Source organism: Pantoea rodasii (genome assembly GCF_002095465.1).
Taxonomy (GTDB): Bacteria; Pseudomonadota; Gammaproteobacteria; order Enterobacterales; family Enterobacteriaceae; genus Pantoea; species Pantoea rodasii.
The window spans coordinates 37,499-53,725 of sequence record NZ_MLFP01000009.1 but is presented as its reverse complement, the minus strand read 5'-3'; the positions used below and the strand labels follow the sequence as shown (position 1 = coordinate 53,725).

The window sequence follows — 16,227 nt, the reverse complement described above, 5'->3', positions numbered from 1 at the left end:
GTCTTAATCCTTTAGTCCGCCTGCAGTCAGGCCATGCACCAAATAACGGCGCACCAATAGCGTAAATGCCACCACGGGCAACATGACCAGCGTGCCGCTAGCCGCGATCTTGCTCCACTCCCAGCCTTCGTATTGCAGGAAATTCACAATAGCCACCGGGGCGGTGATGGCGTTGGTCCGCGTCAAAATCAGCGCGTAAAAGAAATCATTCCAGGAAAAGATGAAGCAGAGGATGGCAGTCGCCGCGAGTCCAGGTTTAACCAGGGGCAATGAGATATGCCAGAAACTGCGCCACAGTGAACAGCCATCTAGCCAGGCCGCTTCCTCTAGTGTGACGGGCACTGCCGCAAAAAAGGTCTGCATCAACCAGATGACGATGGCGAGATTGAACGTCAGATAAACAATTGCCAGTCCAATTATGGTGTCCTGCAAGCCTAACCAGCGCCATGCCAGAAAGAATGGAATGGTGAAGGCGATAGGCGGTGCCATGCGCGTGACTAAAATCCACAGTGCCACCGAATGACGCAAACGAAAACGCCAGCGCGTCAACACCCATGCGGCGGGCACCCCGAGTAACAGGGAGAACAGAGTCGAGAGAATACTGACCCATAAGCTATGGCTGAAAGAATCAAGAAAGTGACCGGCAATCAATGCGCGAAAGGCATCCAGCGTGGGTGTGAACCACAGAGTGAGGTCAAACACTTCTGCGGCTGGGCGGAAGGCCATCACCACCATCCACAGAAACGGTGAAAGCAATAGAAATGTGAGCAAAATAGCACTGCTGGTGCGAATGCCTTTCCATCGCCAGCGGCGAGCCGCGTGTTGAAACGGTTTAGCGATCGCCTCAGTGTGTTGTACGGTCATCATTCCACCCCATGCGGCCAATCAGCCAGCTTAAAATAAACACCCCAACCAGAATCACGACAGCGATGGCACTGCCATAACCCCAATAAGAGAAATTAAAGGCCTGGATAAATCCGTAATAGTTAGTGACCTCCGTAATCGATCCCGGTCCTCCGTCGGTGAGGACGTAAATCAAAGGAAAGGCCTTGAAGCTATCGATAAGACGGAACAAGACGCAGACTGCCAGCACCGGTTTGAGATGCGGCAAAATGATGAAGCGAAAAATATTAAAACGATGGGCGCCGTCAAGTTTTGCCGCTTCCTGGGGATCATTAGGGATCATCTGCAACGCGGCTAATACCATTAGCAACGTGAAGGGGAACCATTGCCAAATGTCGGCCACCGCGATCGCCCATAACGCGGTATTTGGATTGGCAATCAAAGAATCGAGAGGATAGCCTGCGCGATCGAGTAATTGATGGAGGGGGCTAATATCCGGGGTATAAATAATTTTCCAAATCAATGCCACGATAATCGGCGGTAACACCATAGGGATTAACAGCAAGGTACGGGCAGTGTTCAATATACGAGAAGTGCCATTGAGCAGCAGCGCTAACAGCAACCCGATGACTACCTGAAAAACACGCTGACACAGGACAGCTTCAACTGCGTCCCGATGGAATCCAGAAAGCGGCTATCGTGAAGCAGCTGCTGGTAGTTGACTAAAGGATGGGTAAAGGTAAACGTTGACTCGGGATGAGTCAGGCTAAAGGGCGTAAAGCTGGTGACCACCAGCGCCAGTGCAGGGACTAATGTCAGCACCGTCAAGACGAACAGTGACGGTGCCAGACCCAGCAGCCAGGCATTACGCTGGCGCACACGCCAGCTGATAAGGGATTGTGACATTGGCTCTCCTGTCAAATCTTCAGACCAGAGCGACGTATGTCGGCAACGGCGCCGGCCTGCGCCTGAGACATTGCCTGTTTTGCCGAGAGCTGGCCTGATGCAATCAGTGAAATGGCTTTATTGATTTGTTGATCGACCTGCGGATAGACATCCACGGTGCGATAAGCCATATAACCCCCTTTACCAGCCTGGTCGATGGCATCAATGGAGAGTTGAGCGAGATCGATACCGTTGATTTGCTGTTTGGCACGAAACGCGCTGGAATCTATGTCACTTCGACGGGTTGGCGATCCATATCCTGCCGTAATTGCCCGCGTACCGTTTTGTTTCGACAGCGACCATTGAATGAATGCCCAGGCTGCCTCTTTGTTTTTCGAACCCACCGGAATACCTAAAGCATGCACCGCCATGCCAGGAAAGCGTCCCGCGGGCCCTTTCACCATGGGTCCAACGTGCGTACTTTGAACAATGCGTGAAGTCCTGGCATCGCCCAGCTGCGCCAGATAGGTTTGGCTGGAATCGGTAAAATTAACGCGACCTTGTTTTAACGACTGCAAAGCCTGATCGGCGCTGTAAGTAATACCGCCGTTCGGTCCGAATTCGCGAATCAGATTGGCAAAGAAGTCAGCCGCCGCGACGGCTTCAGGGCTATCAAGCGTGGGATATAAATCGTTCGGAGCATTTCGGAATACATTGCCGCCAAAGGCTTGCAGATAAGGGATAAACGTCCAGCCATAATGATTATCAGTGATGTAACCGGCTACGCGCTCCTTCTTATTCACTGCCCTCAACACTTTTAGCAAATCGTCCGTGGTATCGGGATACGCCAATCCTGCTTGTTGAATGAGGTCATAGCGAGTGGCGCCCGATAACATTCCCTCTACGACGTAAGGCACACCATAGAGTTTGCCATCACGGCCTGTTTCAGCTTGCAGCGTCGCGGGCAGAAAATCTTTTACATTCCAGTCTTCAGCCGTCAGGTTCGGATTGGCGATGTAATCATCCAAAGGGGTCAGCCATCCGGCGTTGATCCAGCGGCTGGTGTAGATAAAAGTGACGTTAACCACGTCATAGGCCGATCCTTTGGTCGAAAGCTCTAAATCTGCTCGCTGGTTGTAGACCGGAAAGGAAGGGGTATCGAGATTGACACGCGCACCCGTTAACGCTTCAAACTCCGGTAACCACTGGCGGACTAAGCTGGGCCAGGCTGCGCTGAAGGTGGATACATTAAGCGTGACGCCTTCATATTTACGTGCACCGCTCGCCGCGCGAGCCAACCCGGGTATCAGGCTATAAGCACCTACTGCAGCCATCGCTTTTATTAGATCACGACGTTCCATTCACAACTTCCTTTTAACGTTACACTGCTGACAGAATGATCCGGCAACCTGCTTGGTGCCGTTTCAGGATCAGAAAGGGTTTTACCCGATAAATAGGTCGTGATGGAGAAAAGGGAAATCAGATGATGCCCGTGAACGATTCGTGGTCATGATTGTTTTCCTTTGTATTTATCTGAGGAATCATCATAAGAACGAATATAAAATGCGCACAAAGACCTTGTGGTAATATCAATATTACGCGGGCTTTCATAAGCTCATTATTTAAAAGTAATTGCTTATTTCTTATATAAGAAGAGTGCAAATGGCGTGAACAGCGAAAGGGTTATTTGGGCTATGCCATTATCAAGGATTAGAAAAGGGGTTTTGCACAAAATAGAGGCACAGGGTGCCTCCGTCGTCTTTATTGCTGCTGTGAAATTATTTCTGCGGCGCGCAATAATAAATCCTCACGCCCGCGCAGTGCCAGCAGTTCCAGACCGATCGGCAGCCCTTCCTCACTCAATCCGGCCGGTATGCTCACGGCAGGCGCACCTGTCACGGCCGATAGCAACGCATTACTTCCTTCCTGCAATTCACCGTGTTTCACCGGTGCGTGTCGCACCACCGGATAGGCCAACAGATTAATATCATGCTCAGCGAAAAACGCCTCCAGCCGTTGATAAAGATCGCGCTGATGTTGCTGCACGGTGGCGTAACCCTCACTGTCCGTGCCCGGATGTACCGCGCGAGTTTTGAATACATTCTCCAACTGCGGATGATAAAGCCCGGATGCAGCAATTTCTGGCAAAGTGAGAAACAGTGCCTGAGGTTTATCTGCCAAATACGCCGCCAGCGCTTCAGCAAATTCATAACCAATAATATTGGCCTGCGCTGCCAATGCTTCAAGCTGCGGCCAGCTCACTTCCAACGGATCAAATCCTGACACTGCGGCCCGAACCGCCTGGTTAATCTCGGTTTCTTCTGCTGCAAAGCCCTCTCGCCAGATGCCGACGCGCAGCGTGTCACCCTCGACGGCAAAAGTCTGGGCACTGAGAATCTCGGTGGCGATGCGCAAATCGGTTGCGCTTCGCACTAAGGGGCCCGGAATGTCCTGGGTCGGAGAGAGCGGCACAATGCCGGCGGTACTGAGTGCGCCACGCGACATGCGTAAACCAAATAGGCCATTAAACGCGGCGGGAATGCGCACCGAACCGGCGGTATCACTGCCCATCGCGAGCGGTACATAGCCCGCCGCCACCGCGACTGCCGAGCCGCTGCTCGAACCGCCCGGTGAGCGGCCCTCGCACCAGGCATTGTGGGTAAAACCACTCAGCGACGATGCGCCGGTAATACCCGCGGCCAGTTCATGCATAGCGGTTTTACCCAGCAGTATCGCCCCCTGATGGCGCAGGACGGTGACCAGTGGCGCGTCTTGTTCGGCCACTACGTCACGCAGCATCACCGAGCCAGCGCTGGTGGGCCAGCCAGCGACCTCGATGTTGTCTTTGATCAGCACGGGAATGCCTTCAAGCCGACCCAGCGCTTCGCTTTGCTGACGTCGTCCATCGCTGGCGTCTGCTGCCGCACGTGCTTCATCAGCAAATAACCAGGTCATAGCGTTATAGCGGGGCTGATCCAACTGCGCGATGCGTTGCAGCGTCCATTCAGTTAGCTGCCGTGACGTGACATCACCCAGCTGCAGGGCGCGTTGTAAATCATCCAGCGTCGCGGTCAGATAATCAGCGTGTTGCATCAGGTTACTCCTCAAGTGGGATCCACTGCCCGTCGCGCGCCACCCGGCCGCATGAGCTGTGATGAAAATGGCTACTGAACCAGATTGCCTGATGTTGTCTGCACCAGTCTATAACCCGTTGACGTGATGCAATGGCGAGCGGCAAATCCTCACAAAACAGCGAGTTCCATAGCGGATGCTGAAATTGGATGGGATGGTGCATCACATCCCCGGCAAAGATGGCACATTCACCCTGGCTCTCCAGCACGATCGACGCATGATCGCTACTGTGGCCTGGCGTGGAGAGATAGCGCAGCACACCGGCATACAACGGCGAATCCTTCGGGTTAACGGTCTCCAACTGGCCACTCACCATCAGCGGAAGAATACTGTCGCGATATAACGCCTCGTTGGCGGCATCGTTCTGACAGCGTTGTAGTTCCAGCGCTGAACAAACGTAACGCGCGTTGGGAAACATCGGTTGCCACTGACCATCAACGAAATGGGTGTTCCAGCCAACGTGATCGGTATGAATATGCGTCATCAGCACCAGCGTTACCGCAGCGGGATCAACGCCTGCCTGCGCCAGACGCTCGGCATACGGCGTATTCAGCTGATGGAACAACGGCTTGTTATCCCGATCGCGGCCGTTGCCGGTGGCCGTATCAATCAGGATGGTGTGCTCGGCAGTGCGAACCACCCAGCTATGAATCGAGATCTCTGCCGGTTGCGCGGCAACCGCATCGCTCATTTCTGCACGATGCGCTTTAAACAGCGTGCCGTAAGGGAAGGTGGCACTTTGCTCAACGATTTTCTCAATCAGGCAATCACCAACGCGTATCGTCATTTTGGCTCCAAACGGGATGGGGCGCGCCAGTGCGCCCGTGACAGTCGAATGAAAGTCACTATACTGATGCGCTAATGATTATTTAAATCGATTAAAATCATGCAATCCATCAATGAAAATGATTTCGCCCGTATCGACCTGAATTTACTGGTTGTGCTGCTGGTGATGTATGACGTGCGCAGCGTGACCCAAGCCGCCAACCGGCTTTATCTCGGCCAACCGGCGGTGAGTGCTGCGCTGAAAAGGTTGCGTGAGATGTTTGGCGATGTGCTGTTTATTCGCACCTCACATGGTATGACACCGACGCCGCGCGCCGAACAGTTGGTGCAGCAGTTCTGCCCGCTGATGGGTGATTTGCATCGGGTGATCTTCACGCCGCAGGCTTTTGATCCCGAGCAGGATTGCCGCAGCTTTCGTATCGGCATGAGTGACTGGCTGGAACAGTGGCTGATACCGGATTTGCTCTCGGCGTTGGCAATCAGCGCACCGGGCGTGGACATCAAAGTGGTGGCCGCGGATCCCTGGCAAGCGATCCCATTGATGGAGCAGCAGCAGGCGGATGTGGTGATTGCGGTGGGGAATGAAGCCAGTCGCGATTTGACCCGGGAGAAACTGGGTCCTGCCGGTTTCCGCACCTTATGGAGCCGCCAGCACATTGCGCTGGATACTCTGACGCCCGCGCAGTTTGTGCGCTATCAGCACGTGCTGGTGTCTTATCGCGGTGCCAGTGAAAGCGCGCTGGACCTCGCTTTGCAACGTGTTGGGCTGGCCAGGCGCGTGCGCTATGTCACCCCGCATTTCTCCAGCTTGCCGCTGCTGCTACAGCAACTGCCGTTGTTTGCCACGGTGCCGCAAGGCCTGGCGCCCGCGTGGTGCGCGCTGTACGGTCTGAAGGCCGCGCCGGTGCCGGTGGAGATGCCCGATTACGAGCTATCACTGCTGTGGCATAACGCGCAAACCGAGGATCCCGCTAACCGCTGGCTGCGCGACACGCTGCGCAGTCTGCTACAGCGAAAGATGACGCAGGCGTAAGCCAGGCATTACCAGGGCACCACCCGACCCAAATAATCGAGATAATGCAACCCGCTGCGACCGTCATAGGCTTCCATGGTGTTCAGTAGATTGGGAATGCTCTCGTCGATGGTCAAACGTGCTGCCGAACCGCCCATATCGGTGCGTACCCAGCCCGGCGCCATTAACAGCAATGTGCGCGCATCTGCATGACGAGCGGCGAAACTGCGCATAAACATATTCAATGCGGCTTTGCTGCCGCGATAAACCTCGTAATGGCCATTGGTGTTGTTCGTCAGACTGCCCTGGCCAGATGACATCACAGCAATCGTGCCTGTGGCGCTCACGCGATCTTTAAAGGTCTCGATGACGCGTAACGGGCTCAGCGCGTTGGTCACCATCACGCGGGTAAACTCTTCTGTTGAAACATCGGCAATGGTTTCCCGGTCATCATTTTTCACTCCGGCATTGACGAACAGCATATCAAATTGCGTATCCGCGAGGCGCTGATAAAGCGCGCTAACCTGTTCCGGCTCAGTGATATCCACCGTTTCCACGGTCAGCTGCTGCGGATAACGCGTGGCCAGTTGCGTCAGCTTGTCCGTTGAATGTGCGCGGCCGGTAGCAACGACCTGATAGCCACGCTGCAGCATATTTTCTGCCAGTGCGAACCCTAGTCCTCGCGATGCGCCGATGAGTAATGTCTTCATTGTCTTTTCCTTCACGTTGGTCAGTAGAAAAAGTCTAGCGCGCATTGAGGGCAGGCGGAGCACGCAGCATTTGCAGTGATAACCTGCATAAAACGCCTTGTCTTGATGCGCGCCATCCAGCAGGATAGCGAACATGAATGATACCGATCTGAATTTACTTATCGCACTTGATGCACTGCTGACGACCGGCAGCGTGATCGGCGCGGCACGCAGGTTGAACCTGAGTGAATCGGCGATGAGCCGCACGCTGGGTCGTTTACGCACCGTCACGGGTGATGCGCTGCTGGTGCGTGCCGGGCGCAATATGGTGCTGACGCCTTTCGCCGAAGCGATGCGTGAACGCACCCATCGCACGCTGCGTGACGCACGGGCAGTGTTAAGTCCGGATGCGGAGTTGCTCGATTTGGCACAGCTGGACCGCCGTTTTACCCTGCGGACCAATGAGGGATTTGTCGAAACGTTTGGTAGCACGTTAATCGACGCTGTGACTGCGCAGGCCGCCAATGTACAGCTGATTTTCGTGGGTAAACCTGAAAAAAGTGACCGCGAACTGCGTGATGGCAGCATTGATTTAGAGATTGGTGTGTTGGGCAACATGGGGCCGGAGATCCGCCTGCAAGCGCTGTTTCGCGATCGCTTTGTGGGTGTGGTGCGCACGGGTCATCCGTTGACGCAGCGGCTGGATATTACGCAACTGGCCGCCTTCGGCCATATCGTGGCGTCTCGCCGCGCAGAAATGGGCGGGCCGGTTCACGAGGCCATTGAGCAAGCCGGATTACAGCGCAAGGTGGTGGCGGTGGTGCCCGCTTTTTCTGCCGCAGTCGCGATGGTGGTGAAGTCAGATTGGGTAGCATTAGTCCCGCACTCGTTGGTGCTGCATCATCCGCTGATCAAGGACAATAAGGCGCTGGCGATGTTTGAGCTGCCGTTCACCACGCCAGATATGACAGTGTCACAATTGTGGCACCCGCGTCTGGAGAATGACGCCGCGCATCGCTGGCTGCGCGGCGTGGTGAAAGAAGTCTGCGTTATTGCGCGTAACTCACCGGAGTAATCGCCGTGTGATCTAGCTGCTTACCCAACGCCGCGAGCGTCGCGGCCATCGGACATAGCGTACCCACTTCCGTTACTCGACAATCAGACGCGTGCCACTCTTCACGAAGCAGAGGGTGCGATTGATCAACCGATTGCAGGTTGCGCAGGTCGTCCAGGCTTTGCGCCTGGAAATAGATATGCAGCAAGCGCTCGCCGGTTTTCTTATCGCGCCAGCGTTCAAACACCAGGCTGCTGCCCGGCGGAATGTTGCCGCGAGTATAGCCGGGTAACGTCCAGGTGAAATCCATTAAGGTCCGCACCATCGCGATGTTAGTGTCATGCGCGACGAACAGCAGCCAGCGCGTATCAGGCAAACGGTCCGAGGTGCGGCTAACACCTTGCTCAACGCCCTCAATCATCTGATTTAACAGAATCGATCCGCGTTTTTGCGCGGTATAGAGCACGTCATTACTGAGATCGTAATTGGCGGTTAACAGGGGAAGCACAGCGGTGATTTGAGCGGCGTGGGTGATGTTACCCCAGGCCAATTGATCCGCCGGCAAGTTTTCATTCCAGCCGAGGCGCAGCGTTTCCACCATATTGGCTAATACGCTCAGGCCTTGCACATAGCTTTTACCGCTTTTGCTCTGCTTGATCTGCCACGTCTTTTCAAAAAACGCGCAGTCGCTATCAGGCCGACACACGGCGCTTTTCAACGCCTGAACGGCGGGTTGTAACGCCTGCTGACGTGCGGCCAAATCGCCGGTTGCGGCGGTTACCGCCGCCAGCTGTTGAGCGGGATCGGTATCCGTGGCGGGAAACGCGTCGGTCTGGAACAGGGGATCGTTTTCTCCCTCAACGCGATGTACCGTAACGCCACAGCCCGGAAACGCACTATCCACCAGCGCCTGCGCGGTGGCACGGGTGCGCTGCAACGGGCTGGCGCGCACATACACATCCTGCGCGAGTGGGCAGCCTGAAGTGAGTAATCCTAGCTGACGATAATGTTCACCTTCCCAGCGGCCTTTATTCACTACGGCGCTATACCCGTGTCCGGTTAGCTCACCATCATGAGTGGTCCAGGTCGTCCATGGACGCTGGGTTGCGGCTTCCATCTCTTTGCGGTTGCCCGGCGTCGGCGGGCGAATGCCGTGGCGGCTCAGTTCTACCACTTTTTCCAGCTGATACTGGGCTTCTGCCTGTACCGGCGAAGTGCTAAGCCACAGGGCGCCAGCGATAAACAGGCGAGCAGCGATCTGGTTTCTGCGTGGGTTCATCACATTCCTTATTGGTAGGTTTACGGCTTATCGTGGTGTCTGGTTTGCTTAACCGCCGCGTACCGAACCGCGCCACACCACATCAGCCTGATACAGCAAACTGTCGTGCTGCTGTTCGTTTTGCGGGGTAAAGCCGGTTTCATCCGCTTCGGTTTGCATCAGCCAGTCCACGGCGTCACGCGCAAACTGTTCTACCGGTTGGGCAAAGGTGGTCAGATTGTAGGAAGACCAGCCAGCTTGAGGAATGCTGTCATAGCCGATCAAACAGAGATCTTCAGGGACTCGCAGCGCAAAGCGGTGGCGGGCTTCGTCCATCAATCCGCAGGCGACCAAATCGGTCACGCAAAATATTGCGTCCGGGCGCTGGGGTTGAGTCAGTAGCCGATGCGCCAGAATCTGGCCGCTTTCATAGGAAGTCGAACCAAAGCGTTCAACCGTCACCGTTAAGCCCACACGCGCCGCTTCAGCCACAAAGGCCGTTTCACGTTTCATCAGGCTGGGCGTGCCCGCCAGAGAATTGGCGAAAACCAGATGTCGACAACCCGCGCGCTGAAACGCCATCACCGCCGTCTCGGCGGCGCGTTGCGCATCGAGATTAATGCTGAGCGAGCCGGGCAGCGCTTCATCACGGTTGATCAAAATGATGCGCTGTCCATGCTGATAACACTGGCGAGTGATGGTGCGATCCGGCATGCCGGAAAGGATGATCGAGGCATCCGCACGGAAGTTGATGGCCTGCTGTAAAGCGGCTGAGACGCTGTTGTCAGAACGATCGGTGTTAATTAGCATGGCAATCTTGCCCGCTTCCTGCAGCGATTGTGTCAGCCAACGCACCAGGCTGGCGCGGTAGGGGGTGGCGATCTCTGAGACAATTAAACACACGATCCCACTGCGATTTCGTACCAGTCCGCGCGCCAGATGATTGACGTGATACCCGAGTTCTTCCGCCGCCTTCATCACGCGGATGCGCATGGCAGATGACACGCTAGCCCCTGGCGTGAACACGCGTGACACTGCTGAACGCGATACACCCGCGCGCTCTGCCACATCCTGCGCACTCACCACGGTTTTCTCACCTTGCATGCTCAACTCCTGTGCAAACTTCGCTTGAAAAAGAGTCTGCCCTAAATTGCAAAGCTGTGCAAACCGTCCAGGATCTAATTTGTTGCAAATTTGTGACATAGGCTATCAATTGCGCAGCAAGCCATTTGACAGGCGATTTATTGTTCATTACTACTTTGCACACACGTGCAAAATACGGTGCCAATGAAGCATCGACCCTACACCCCAAGGAGAACACCATGCGAGCCACCTCTATCGCTGTAGCGCTATCCCTTTGTTGTACTGCTTTGCCGTTTGCCGCTTCTGCCGCAGGCAATCTCAATATGGTTTGTTCCGCTGACGTTGTGGTGTGCGAACACATGACGCGCATCTTCAGCCAGAGCCATCCCGATATCAAAGTCAGCATGGTACGTCTGTCGGCAGGTGAGGCTTATGCCCGCTTGCGCAGCGAAGCACGCAATCCGCGTACCGATATCTGGTGGGCCGGTACCGGCGATCCACATATGCAGGCCGCAGACGAGGGATTAACGCAGGTGTATAAATCGCCGCTGCTTGATCAGCAGCAGGACTGGGCACAAAAGCAGGCGGAAAACTCGGGCTATCGCACGGTGGGTATCTATGCCGGTGCGCTCGGCTGGGGTTACAACACCAAACTGTTGGCCAGTAAAAAGTTGAAAGAGCCCACCTGCTGGAAAGATTTGTTGGATGCGGGTTTTAAAGGCGAAATCCAGATTGCCAATCCTAACTCTTCCGGTACCGCTTACAACACGCTGGCAACGCTGGTGCAAATTATGGGTGAGGATCAGGCGTTCGATTACCTGAAAAAACTCAATGCCAATATTTCGCAATACACCAAGTCCGGTTCTGCACCGGTCAAAGCGGCGGCGCGTGGTGAGGCCACGGTGGGTATTGTCTTTATGCATGACGCAGTGGCGATGGAAGTCGATGGATTCCCCATCAAGACCGTTGCGCCTTGTGAAGGCACGGGCTATGAAATCGGCTCCATGTCGATTGTGAAGGGCGCGCGTAACCTGGCGAATGCCAAAGTCTGGTACGACTGGGCGTTGAGCGCCGAAGCGCAGTCGCACATGAAAGAGGCGAAATCGTTCCAGCTGCCGTCAAACCGCAACGCAGAAATCTCGCCGTATGCACCGCGCTTCGAGAACATTAAGTTGATCGATTACGACTTCAAAACCTACGGTGATTCCGCTAAGCGCAAAGCGCTGCTGAGCCGCTGGGATAAAGAGATTGGCGCCAGCGCACAGTAAGGTGCTGACCCAGGAAATGCCCACGATGCAGAGCGCGGTCCCTGGGCCGCCCAAAACTCGCCAACAGTGTGCGTGGGCGCTGAACAGTCTCCTTATTGAGGTGTTTCATGAATGCAAATAATCGTCGTCTCAGCGGCGCACTGCTTATCGGCTTAGGAGCGTTACTCCTCCTGCCGTGGTACAGCCTCGAAGCCGGTTTTTTGATGGCGGGTGGTTGTTAAACCTGTGGGGCGATGCCGCTAATGCACCGGCTTTGTGGCAAGTCGGCCAACATCCCTGGCTGTGCATTGCTATAGCGCTGTTCGCGCTCTGCGCCGTGAGTGGGCTGTTACCCGCCAATATGCGTAGCCGTGGTTTACTGTTGTTCAGCGCGCTCGGCGTGATTTTCCTGGTGATTGAAGGCCATGCGATCGGCTACAGCGGCTGGAGTTGGCTATGGCTGGAAAACCGCTTTGGTGCGCTGGAGCAAGGGCAACCGGCAATGGGGGCGGGCGCGCTGTTGCTGCTGACGGCATTTCTGTTGCTGTTCTCGTTTGCACTGGCCGAGCGTGGAGTACTTAAAGGCGATGCTTTTGTGGTGGCCTCACTGGTATTGCTCACCGCTTTAGTCACGATTTTCGTGCTTTATCCAGTGCTGAGCATGTTTGTGGTATCAGTGCAGGACGTGGACGGCAGCTTTAAACCCGATGGGCTGATCGGCAATCTCCAGGATCCTGCTATCTGGAGCCTGGCCTGTCTTGACGGCGGCAGTTGCGGCACTGCGTGGCGCACGTTGTGGCTGGCGCTGATGACGGCCTCTGGATCGACGCTGCTCGGCCTGGCTTTTGCCCTCGCCGCAACGCGCACGCCGCTGCCGTACAAAAAAGCACTGCGCATGCTCACCATTCTGCCCATTATCACACCGCCGTTTGTCATTGGTCTGGCGCTGATCCTGCTGTTTGGCCGTTCTGGTGTGGTCACCGAGTCGCTGGCAACGCTGTTTGGCATTGAACCCGGCCGCTGGCTGTATGGGATGACCGGTATCTGGATTGCCCAGGTGCTGTCATTCACACCCATCGCTTTTTTAGTGTTGATTGGTGTGGTCGAAGGCGTCAGTCCATCGCTGGAAGAGGCTTCACAAACGCTGCGAGCCAATCGCTGGCGCACCTTTAGCCGTATTTCGCTACCCCTGATGGCACCCGGCCTGGCCAACGCATTTCTTATTAGCTTTATTGAAAGCATGGCCGATTTTGGTAATCCGATGGTTTTAGGCGGCAGTCACGGCGTGCTCTCTACCGAAATCTTCTTCTCGGTGGTAGGTGCACAGAACGATCCCAGCCGTGCAGCGGTGCTGGCAATGATTTTGCTGAGCTTTACGTTGGCTGCATTTGTACTGCAGCGCTGGTGGCTGGGGGGCAAAAACTTTGCCACCGTGACCGGCAAAGGTGACGGCGGTAAACACAGCCAGCTGCCGCGTGCGATGCGCTATGGCGTCTACGGCATGGTGATTCCGTGGGGCCTGTTCACGCTGGTGATCTACGGCATGATCGTTGTCGGCGGCTTCGTGCAATCGTGGGGGCTGAACAATGCGCTGACGCTGGAACATTACGTGCGCGCTTTCCGCATCAGCTTCAGTGAAGGACATCTGCTGTGGAGCGGGGTGGCGTGGAACTCCTTCTGGACCACGCTGGAGATTGCGCTGATTGCCGCACCGCTCACTGCCATTGTCGGTCTTCTCACCGCGTGGCTGATCGTGCGGCAGAAGTTTGCCGGACGTCAGACCTTCGAATTTCTACTGATGCTGAGCTTTGCTATTCCCGGCACGGTGATCGGCGTGAGCTATGTCATGGCTTACAACCTGCCACCGTTGGAGATTACCGGCACGGCATTAATTTTGATCGCCTGTTTTGTGTTCCGCAACATGCCGGTGGGGGTGCGCGGGGGTATCGCGGCGATGAGCCAGTTAGATAAAAGTCTGGATGAAGCTTCTTTAACGCTGGGTGCCAACAGCTTCCGCACGCTGCGTAAAGTGGTGCTTCCGCTGCTCAAACCGGCGATCAGCGCCGCGCTGGTGTATGCCTTCGTGCGTGCCATTACCTCCATTAGTGCGGTGATTTTCCTCGTCAGCGCGCAGTACAACATGGCGACATCCTACATTGTCGGGCTGGTGGAGAACGGCGAATACGGCGTAGCCATTGCCTATTCCACGGTTCTGATTGTGGTGATGTTACTGATTATTGGCGTATTTCAATGGCTAGTGGGCGAACGCCGATTGCGCCGTGCCGCCGGTCCAGTGGAAGTCACTGTGCCACCCACTTCCCCTTCGTTAACCCAGGAGAGTGCCGTATGACCAGTATCAATGCGGGTTCTGTGGTGTTTGAGCATGTCACCAAACGTTTTGCTGGATTCAACGCCCTGCCAGACCTGTCGCTAACGGTCGAGCCCGGCACGCTGGTTACGCTGCTGGGGCCTTCGGGCTGTGGCAAAACCACCACGCTGCGTTTGTTGGCGGGGCTCGAACATCCCACCTCGGGACGGATTATGATTGGTGGCAAAGATGTCACCCATTTGCCCGCGAATGAGCGCGATGTCGCAATGGTGTTCCAGTCCTATGCGCTGTTTCCCCACATGAACGCACTCGACAACATCATGTATGGCCTCCAGTCATCGGGCATGAAGAAGCGCGAGGCGCAGGACCGCGCGCGTGAAGGATTAAAGCTGGTTGGCCTCGAAAACCAGGGGCAGCGTTTGCCTTCAGAGCTTTCCGGCGGCCAACAGCAGCGCATTGCGGTGGCGCGCGCGCTGGTGTTGGAACCGCAGGTGCTGCTGCTGGATGAGCCTTTATCCAATCTGGATGAGCGTCTGCGCCGTCGCGTGCGCACTGATATTCGCGAGTTACAACAAAGACTTGGGTTCACGGCGGTGTATGTTACCCACGATCAGGAAGAAGCATTGGCGGTGTCTGATAAAATTATTGTCATGAAAGAGGGGGATATTGCCCAGCAGGGCGCGCCGGAAAGCCTGTATCACGCGCCGAATTCGGTGTTCATCGCCGATTTCATGGGCGAAGCCAATATCCTGACCTGCGAAGTGGAACAGCTGGACGGCAATGAGGCACTGGTGCGACTGGGTAACCAGCGTTATCGCGTGCGTGGCAACGGCGTGCAAACCGGCACGGCGCAGCTGTCGGTGCGGCCGCAGTTTATTACGCTACGCGGCGAGGGTGTGGGCGCGCTGCAGGGTGAAGTGACTCATAGCACCTGGCTGGGCGACCATATTGAGTATGAAGTTGCGACCGAGCTTGGCTCGCTGTTCATCATCGATGCGCAAATGGAACAGGCTCTGCCGCTGGCTTCAGCGGTGGCGATTGATTTTAAACCTCAGGGATTAGCCCTGATTGCCGGATAAATTAAGGATGGATGATGAGTGACACCGTAAATGAAGCACTGCTATCACGATTGATTCTGGCAGAGAAAGTGGCACGTGCCGGCGGAGAAAAAGCGCTGGAGTATTTCCATCACCGTGACACGCTGGTGGTGGAAACCAAATATGACCTGCAGGACGTGGTGTCGCGCGCTGACCGGGAAGTCGAACAGATGATCGATCAGCAAATTCGCGCGCAGTTTGCCGACGACGGTTTTCTCGGCGAAGAATATGGTTTGCAAACCGGTACATCCGGCTACACCTGGGTGGTCGATCCCATTGACGGCACCAGCCCGTTCCTGAATGGCATGCCGAACTGGTGTGTCTCCGTGGCGGTTTTGCATGACGGCGTGCCGGTCATTGGTGTGATATACGCGCCGACCTATCAGGAGTGTTACGTGGCGGCCCTGGGTCAGGGCGCGACCCTGAACGGGCGTCGTTTACAGGTGGACCCGGCGCGCACGCTGCAAAACCATGTCACCGGCTTCGGTGCCAACAGTCACGTCAGCCCCGATGAAGTGGGTAAGATTCTGGCTTCACTGCTGGCGGCGGGCGGAAACTTTATCCGCATCGGTTCGGGCGCACTGATGCTGGCGTGGGTCGCTGCTGGCCGCGTGGTCGGCTATTACGAACCCTATATGCACGCTTGGGATTGTCTGGCCGGATATTGCCTGGTGAAAGAAGCGGGCGGCTGGTATCACCCGTTCAACACCGAAGGCGAGCGCCTGTTGAAAGGCGCGCAGGTATTGGCCGTGGCACCCGGGGCAGAAGCCGATTTGAAGCGCATTGCCGGGATTTAACGCTGTTCGATCAAT

General features: G+C 55.7%; 14 protein-coding genes and 1 pseudogene. 6 read left to right on the top strand and 9 right to left on the bottom strand.

Annotation, left to right across the window (positions count from 1 at the left end; translation table 11 throughout):
* Window positions 1-3 precede the first annotated feature (3 nt).
* The 6 genes from HA45_RS13315 to HA45_RS13295 all read right to left on the bottom strand — a co-directional run bounded on the left by HA45_RS13315 (window position 4) and on the right by HA45_RS13295 (window position 5,647).
* A complete protein-coding gene (locus tag HA45_RS13315) occupies window positions 4-864 on the bottom strand; it encodes a carbohydrate ABC transporter permease (RefSeq protein WP_205960969.1) in 861 nt (286 codons plus the stop codon).
* Window positions 845-1,465: a carbohydrate ABC transporter permease gene (locus HA45_RS13310; protein ID WP_211280908.1), complete on the bottom strand. Its 621-nt coding sequence runs from the start codon at window positions 1,463-1,465 to the stop codon at window positions 845-847. Before HA45_RS13310 ends, HA45_RS13315 begins: the two co-directional genes overlap by 20 nt.
* Window positions 1,466-1,473: 8 nt before the next feature.
* Window positions 1,474-1,749 (bottom strand): sugar ABC transporter permease, encoded by a 276-nt coding sequence (locus HA45_RS27640; RefSeq protein ID WP_211280907.1) that lies wholly within the window; start codon window positions 1,747-1,749, stop codon window positions 1,474-1,476.
* 11 nt (window positions 1,750-1,760) lie between these two features.
* Entirely contained in the window at window positions 1,761-3,089 is a 1,329-nt protein-coding gene (locus HA45_RS13305) for an ABC transporter substrate-binding protein (RefSeq protein WP_100703189.1), read from the bottom strand.
* A 400-nt stretch (window positions 3,090-3,489) separates the two neighbouring features.
* A complete protein-coding gene (locus HA45_RS13300) occupies window positions 3,490-4,821 on the bottom strand; it encodes an amidase (protein ID WP_100703190.1) in 1,332 nt (443 codons plus the stop codon).
* 4 nt (window positions 4,822-4,825) lie between these two features.
* Window positions 4,826-5,647 (bottom strand): MBL fold metallo-hydrolase, encoded by an 822-nt coding sequence (locus HA45_RS13295; RefSeq protein WP_100703191.1) that lies wholly within the window; start codon window positions 5,645-5,647, stop codon window positions 4,826-4,828.
* A gap of 99 nt (window positions 5,648-5,746) precedes the next feature.
* Between HA45_RS13295 and HA45_RS13290 the strand changes: the two genes are divergently transcribed.
* Window positions 5,747-6,679, top strand: a complete 933-nt coding sequence (locus tag HA45_RS13290; RefSeq protein ID WP_100703192.1) for a LysR family transcriptional regulator — start codon at window positions 5,747-5,749, stop codon at window positions 6,677-6,679.
* A gap of 8 nt (window positions 6,680-6,687) precedes the next feature.
* Here HA45_RS13290 and HA45_RS13285 read toward each other — a convergent pair whose 3' ends face one another.
* Window positions 6,688-7,368, bottom strand: a complete 681-nt coding sequence (locus HA45_RS13285; RefSeq protein ID WP_100703193.1) for an SDR family NAD(P)-dependent oxidoreductase — start codon at window positions 7,366-7,368, stop codon at window positions 6,688-6,690.
* Between the two features lie 133 nt (window positions 7,369-7,501).
* On the opposite strand from HA45_RS13285, the gene HA45_RS13280 reads away from it, so the two are divergent.
* The gene (locus HA45_RS13280) at window positions 7,502-8,422 is read left to right on the top strand and encodes a LysR family transcriptional regulator (RefSeq protein WP_100703194.1); all 921 of its coding nucleotides are present in this window, start codon (window positions 7,502-7,504) and stop codon (window positions 8,420-8,422) included.
* Here HA45_RS13280 and HA45_RS13275 read toward each other — a convergent pair.
* Together HA45_RS13275 and HA45_RS13270 are read right to left on the bottom strand one after the other, a co-directional pair.
* Entirely contained in the window at window positions 8,397-9,680 is a 1,284-nt protein-coding gene (locus HA45_RS13275) for a histidine-type phosphatase (RefSeq protein ID WP_100703195.1), read from the bottom strand. The two genes, HA45_RS13280 and HA45_RS13275, sit on opposite strands and share 26 nt — an antisense overlap.
* A gap of 48 nt (window positions 9,681-9,728) precedes the next feature.
* Window positions 9,729-10,763 carry a LacI family DNA-binding transcriptional regulator gene (locus tag HA45_RS13270; protein WP_100703196.1) on the bottom strand — a complete coding sequence of 345 codons (1,035 nt, stop codon included), beginning with the start codon at window positions 10,761-10,763 and terminating at the stop codon, window positions 9,729-9,731.
* A 218-nt stretch (window positions 10,764-10,981) separates the two neighbouring features.
* On the opposite strand from HA45_RS13270, the gene HA45_RS13265 reads away from it, so the two are divergent.
* The 4 genes and pseudogenes from HA45_RS13265 to HA45_RS13250 all read left to right on the top strand — a co-directional run bounded on the left by HA45_RS13265 (window position 10,982) and on the right by HA45_RS13250 (window position 16,212).
* Window positions 10,982-12,010 carry an ABC transporter substrate-binding protein gene (locus HA45_RS13265; RefSeq protein WP_100703197.1) on the top strand — a complete coding sequence of 343 codons (1,029 nt, stop codon included), beginning with the start codon at window positions 10,982-10,984 and terminating at the stop codon, window positions 12,008-12,010.
* A gap of 107 nt (window positions 12,011-12,117) precedes the next feature.
* Window positions 12,118-14,339 (top strand): annotated as a pseudogene (locus tag HA45_RS13260) (ABC transporter permease).
* Window positions 14,336-15,397 carry an ABC transporter ATP-binding protein gene (locus HA45_RS13255; protein ID WP_100703199.1) on the top strand — a complete coding sequence of 354 codons (1,062 nt, stop codon included), beginning with the start codon at window positions 14,336-14,338 and terminating at the stop codon, window positions 15,395-15,397. Before HA45_RS13260 ends, HA45_RS13255 begins: the two are co-directional and overlap by 4 nt.
* A 14-nt stretch (window positions 15,398-15,411) precedes the next feature.
* Window positions 15,412-16,212, top strand: a complete 801-nt coding sequence (locus tag HA45_RS13250) for an inositol monophosphatase family protein (RefSeq protein WP_100703200.1) — start codon at window positions 15,412-15,414, stop codon at window positions 16,210-16,212.
* Window positions 16,213-16,227 lie beyond the last annotated feature (15 nt).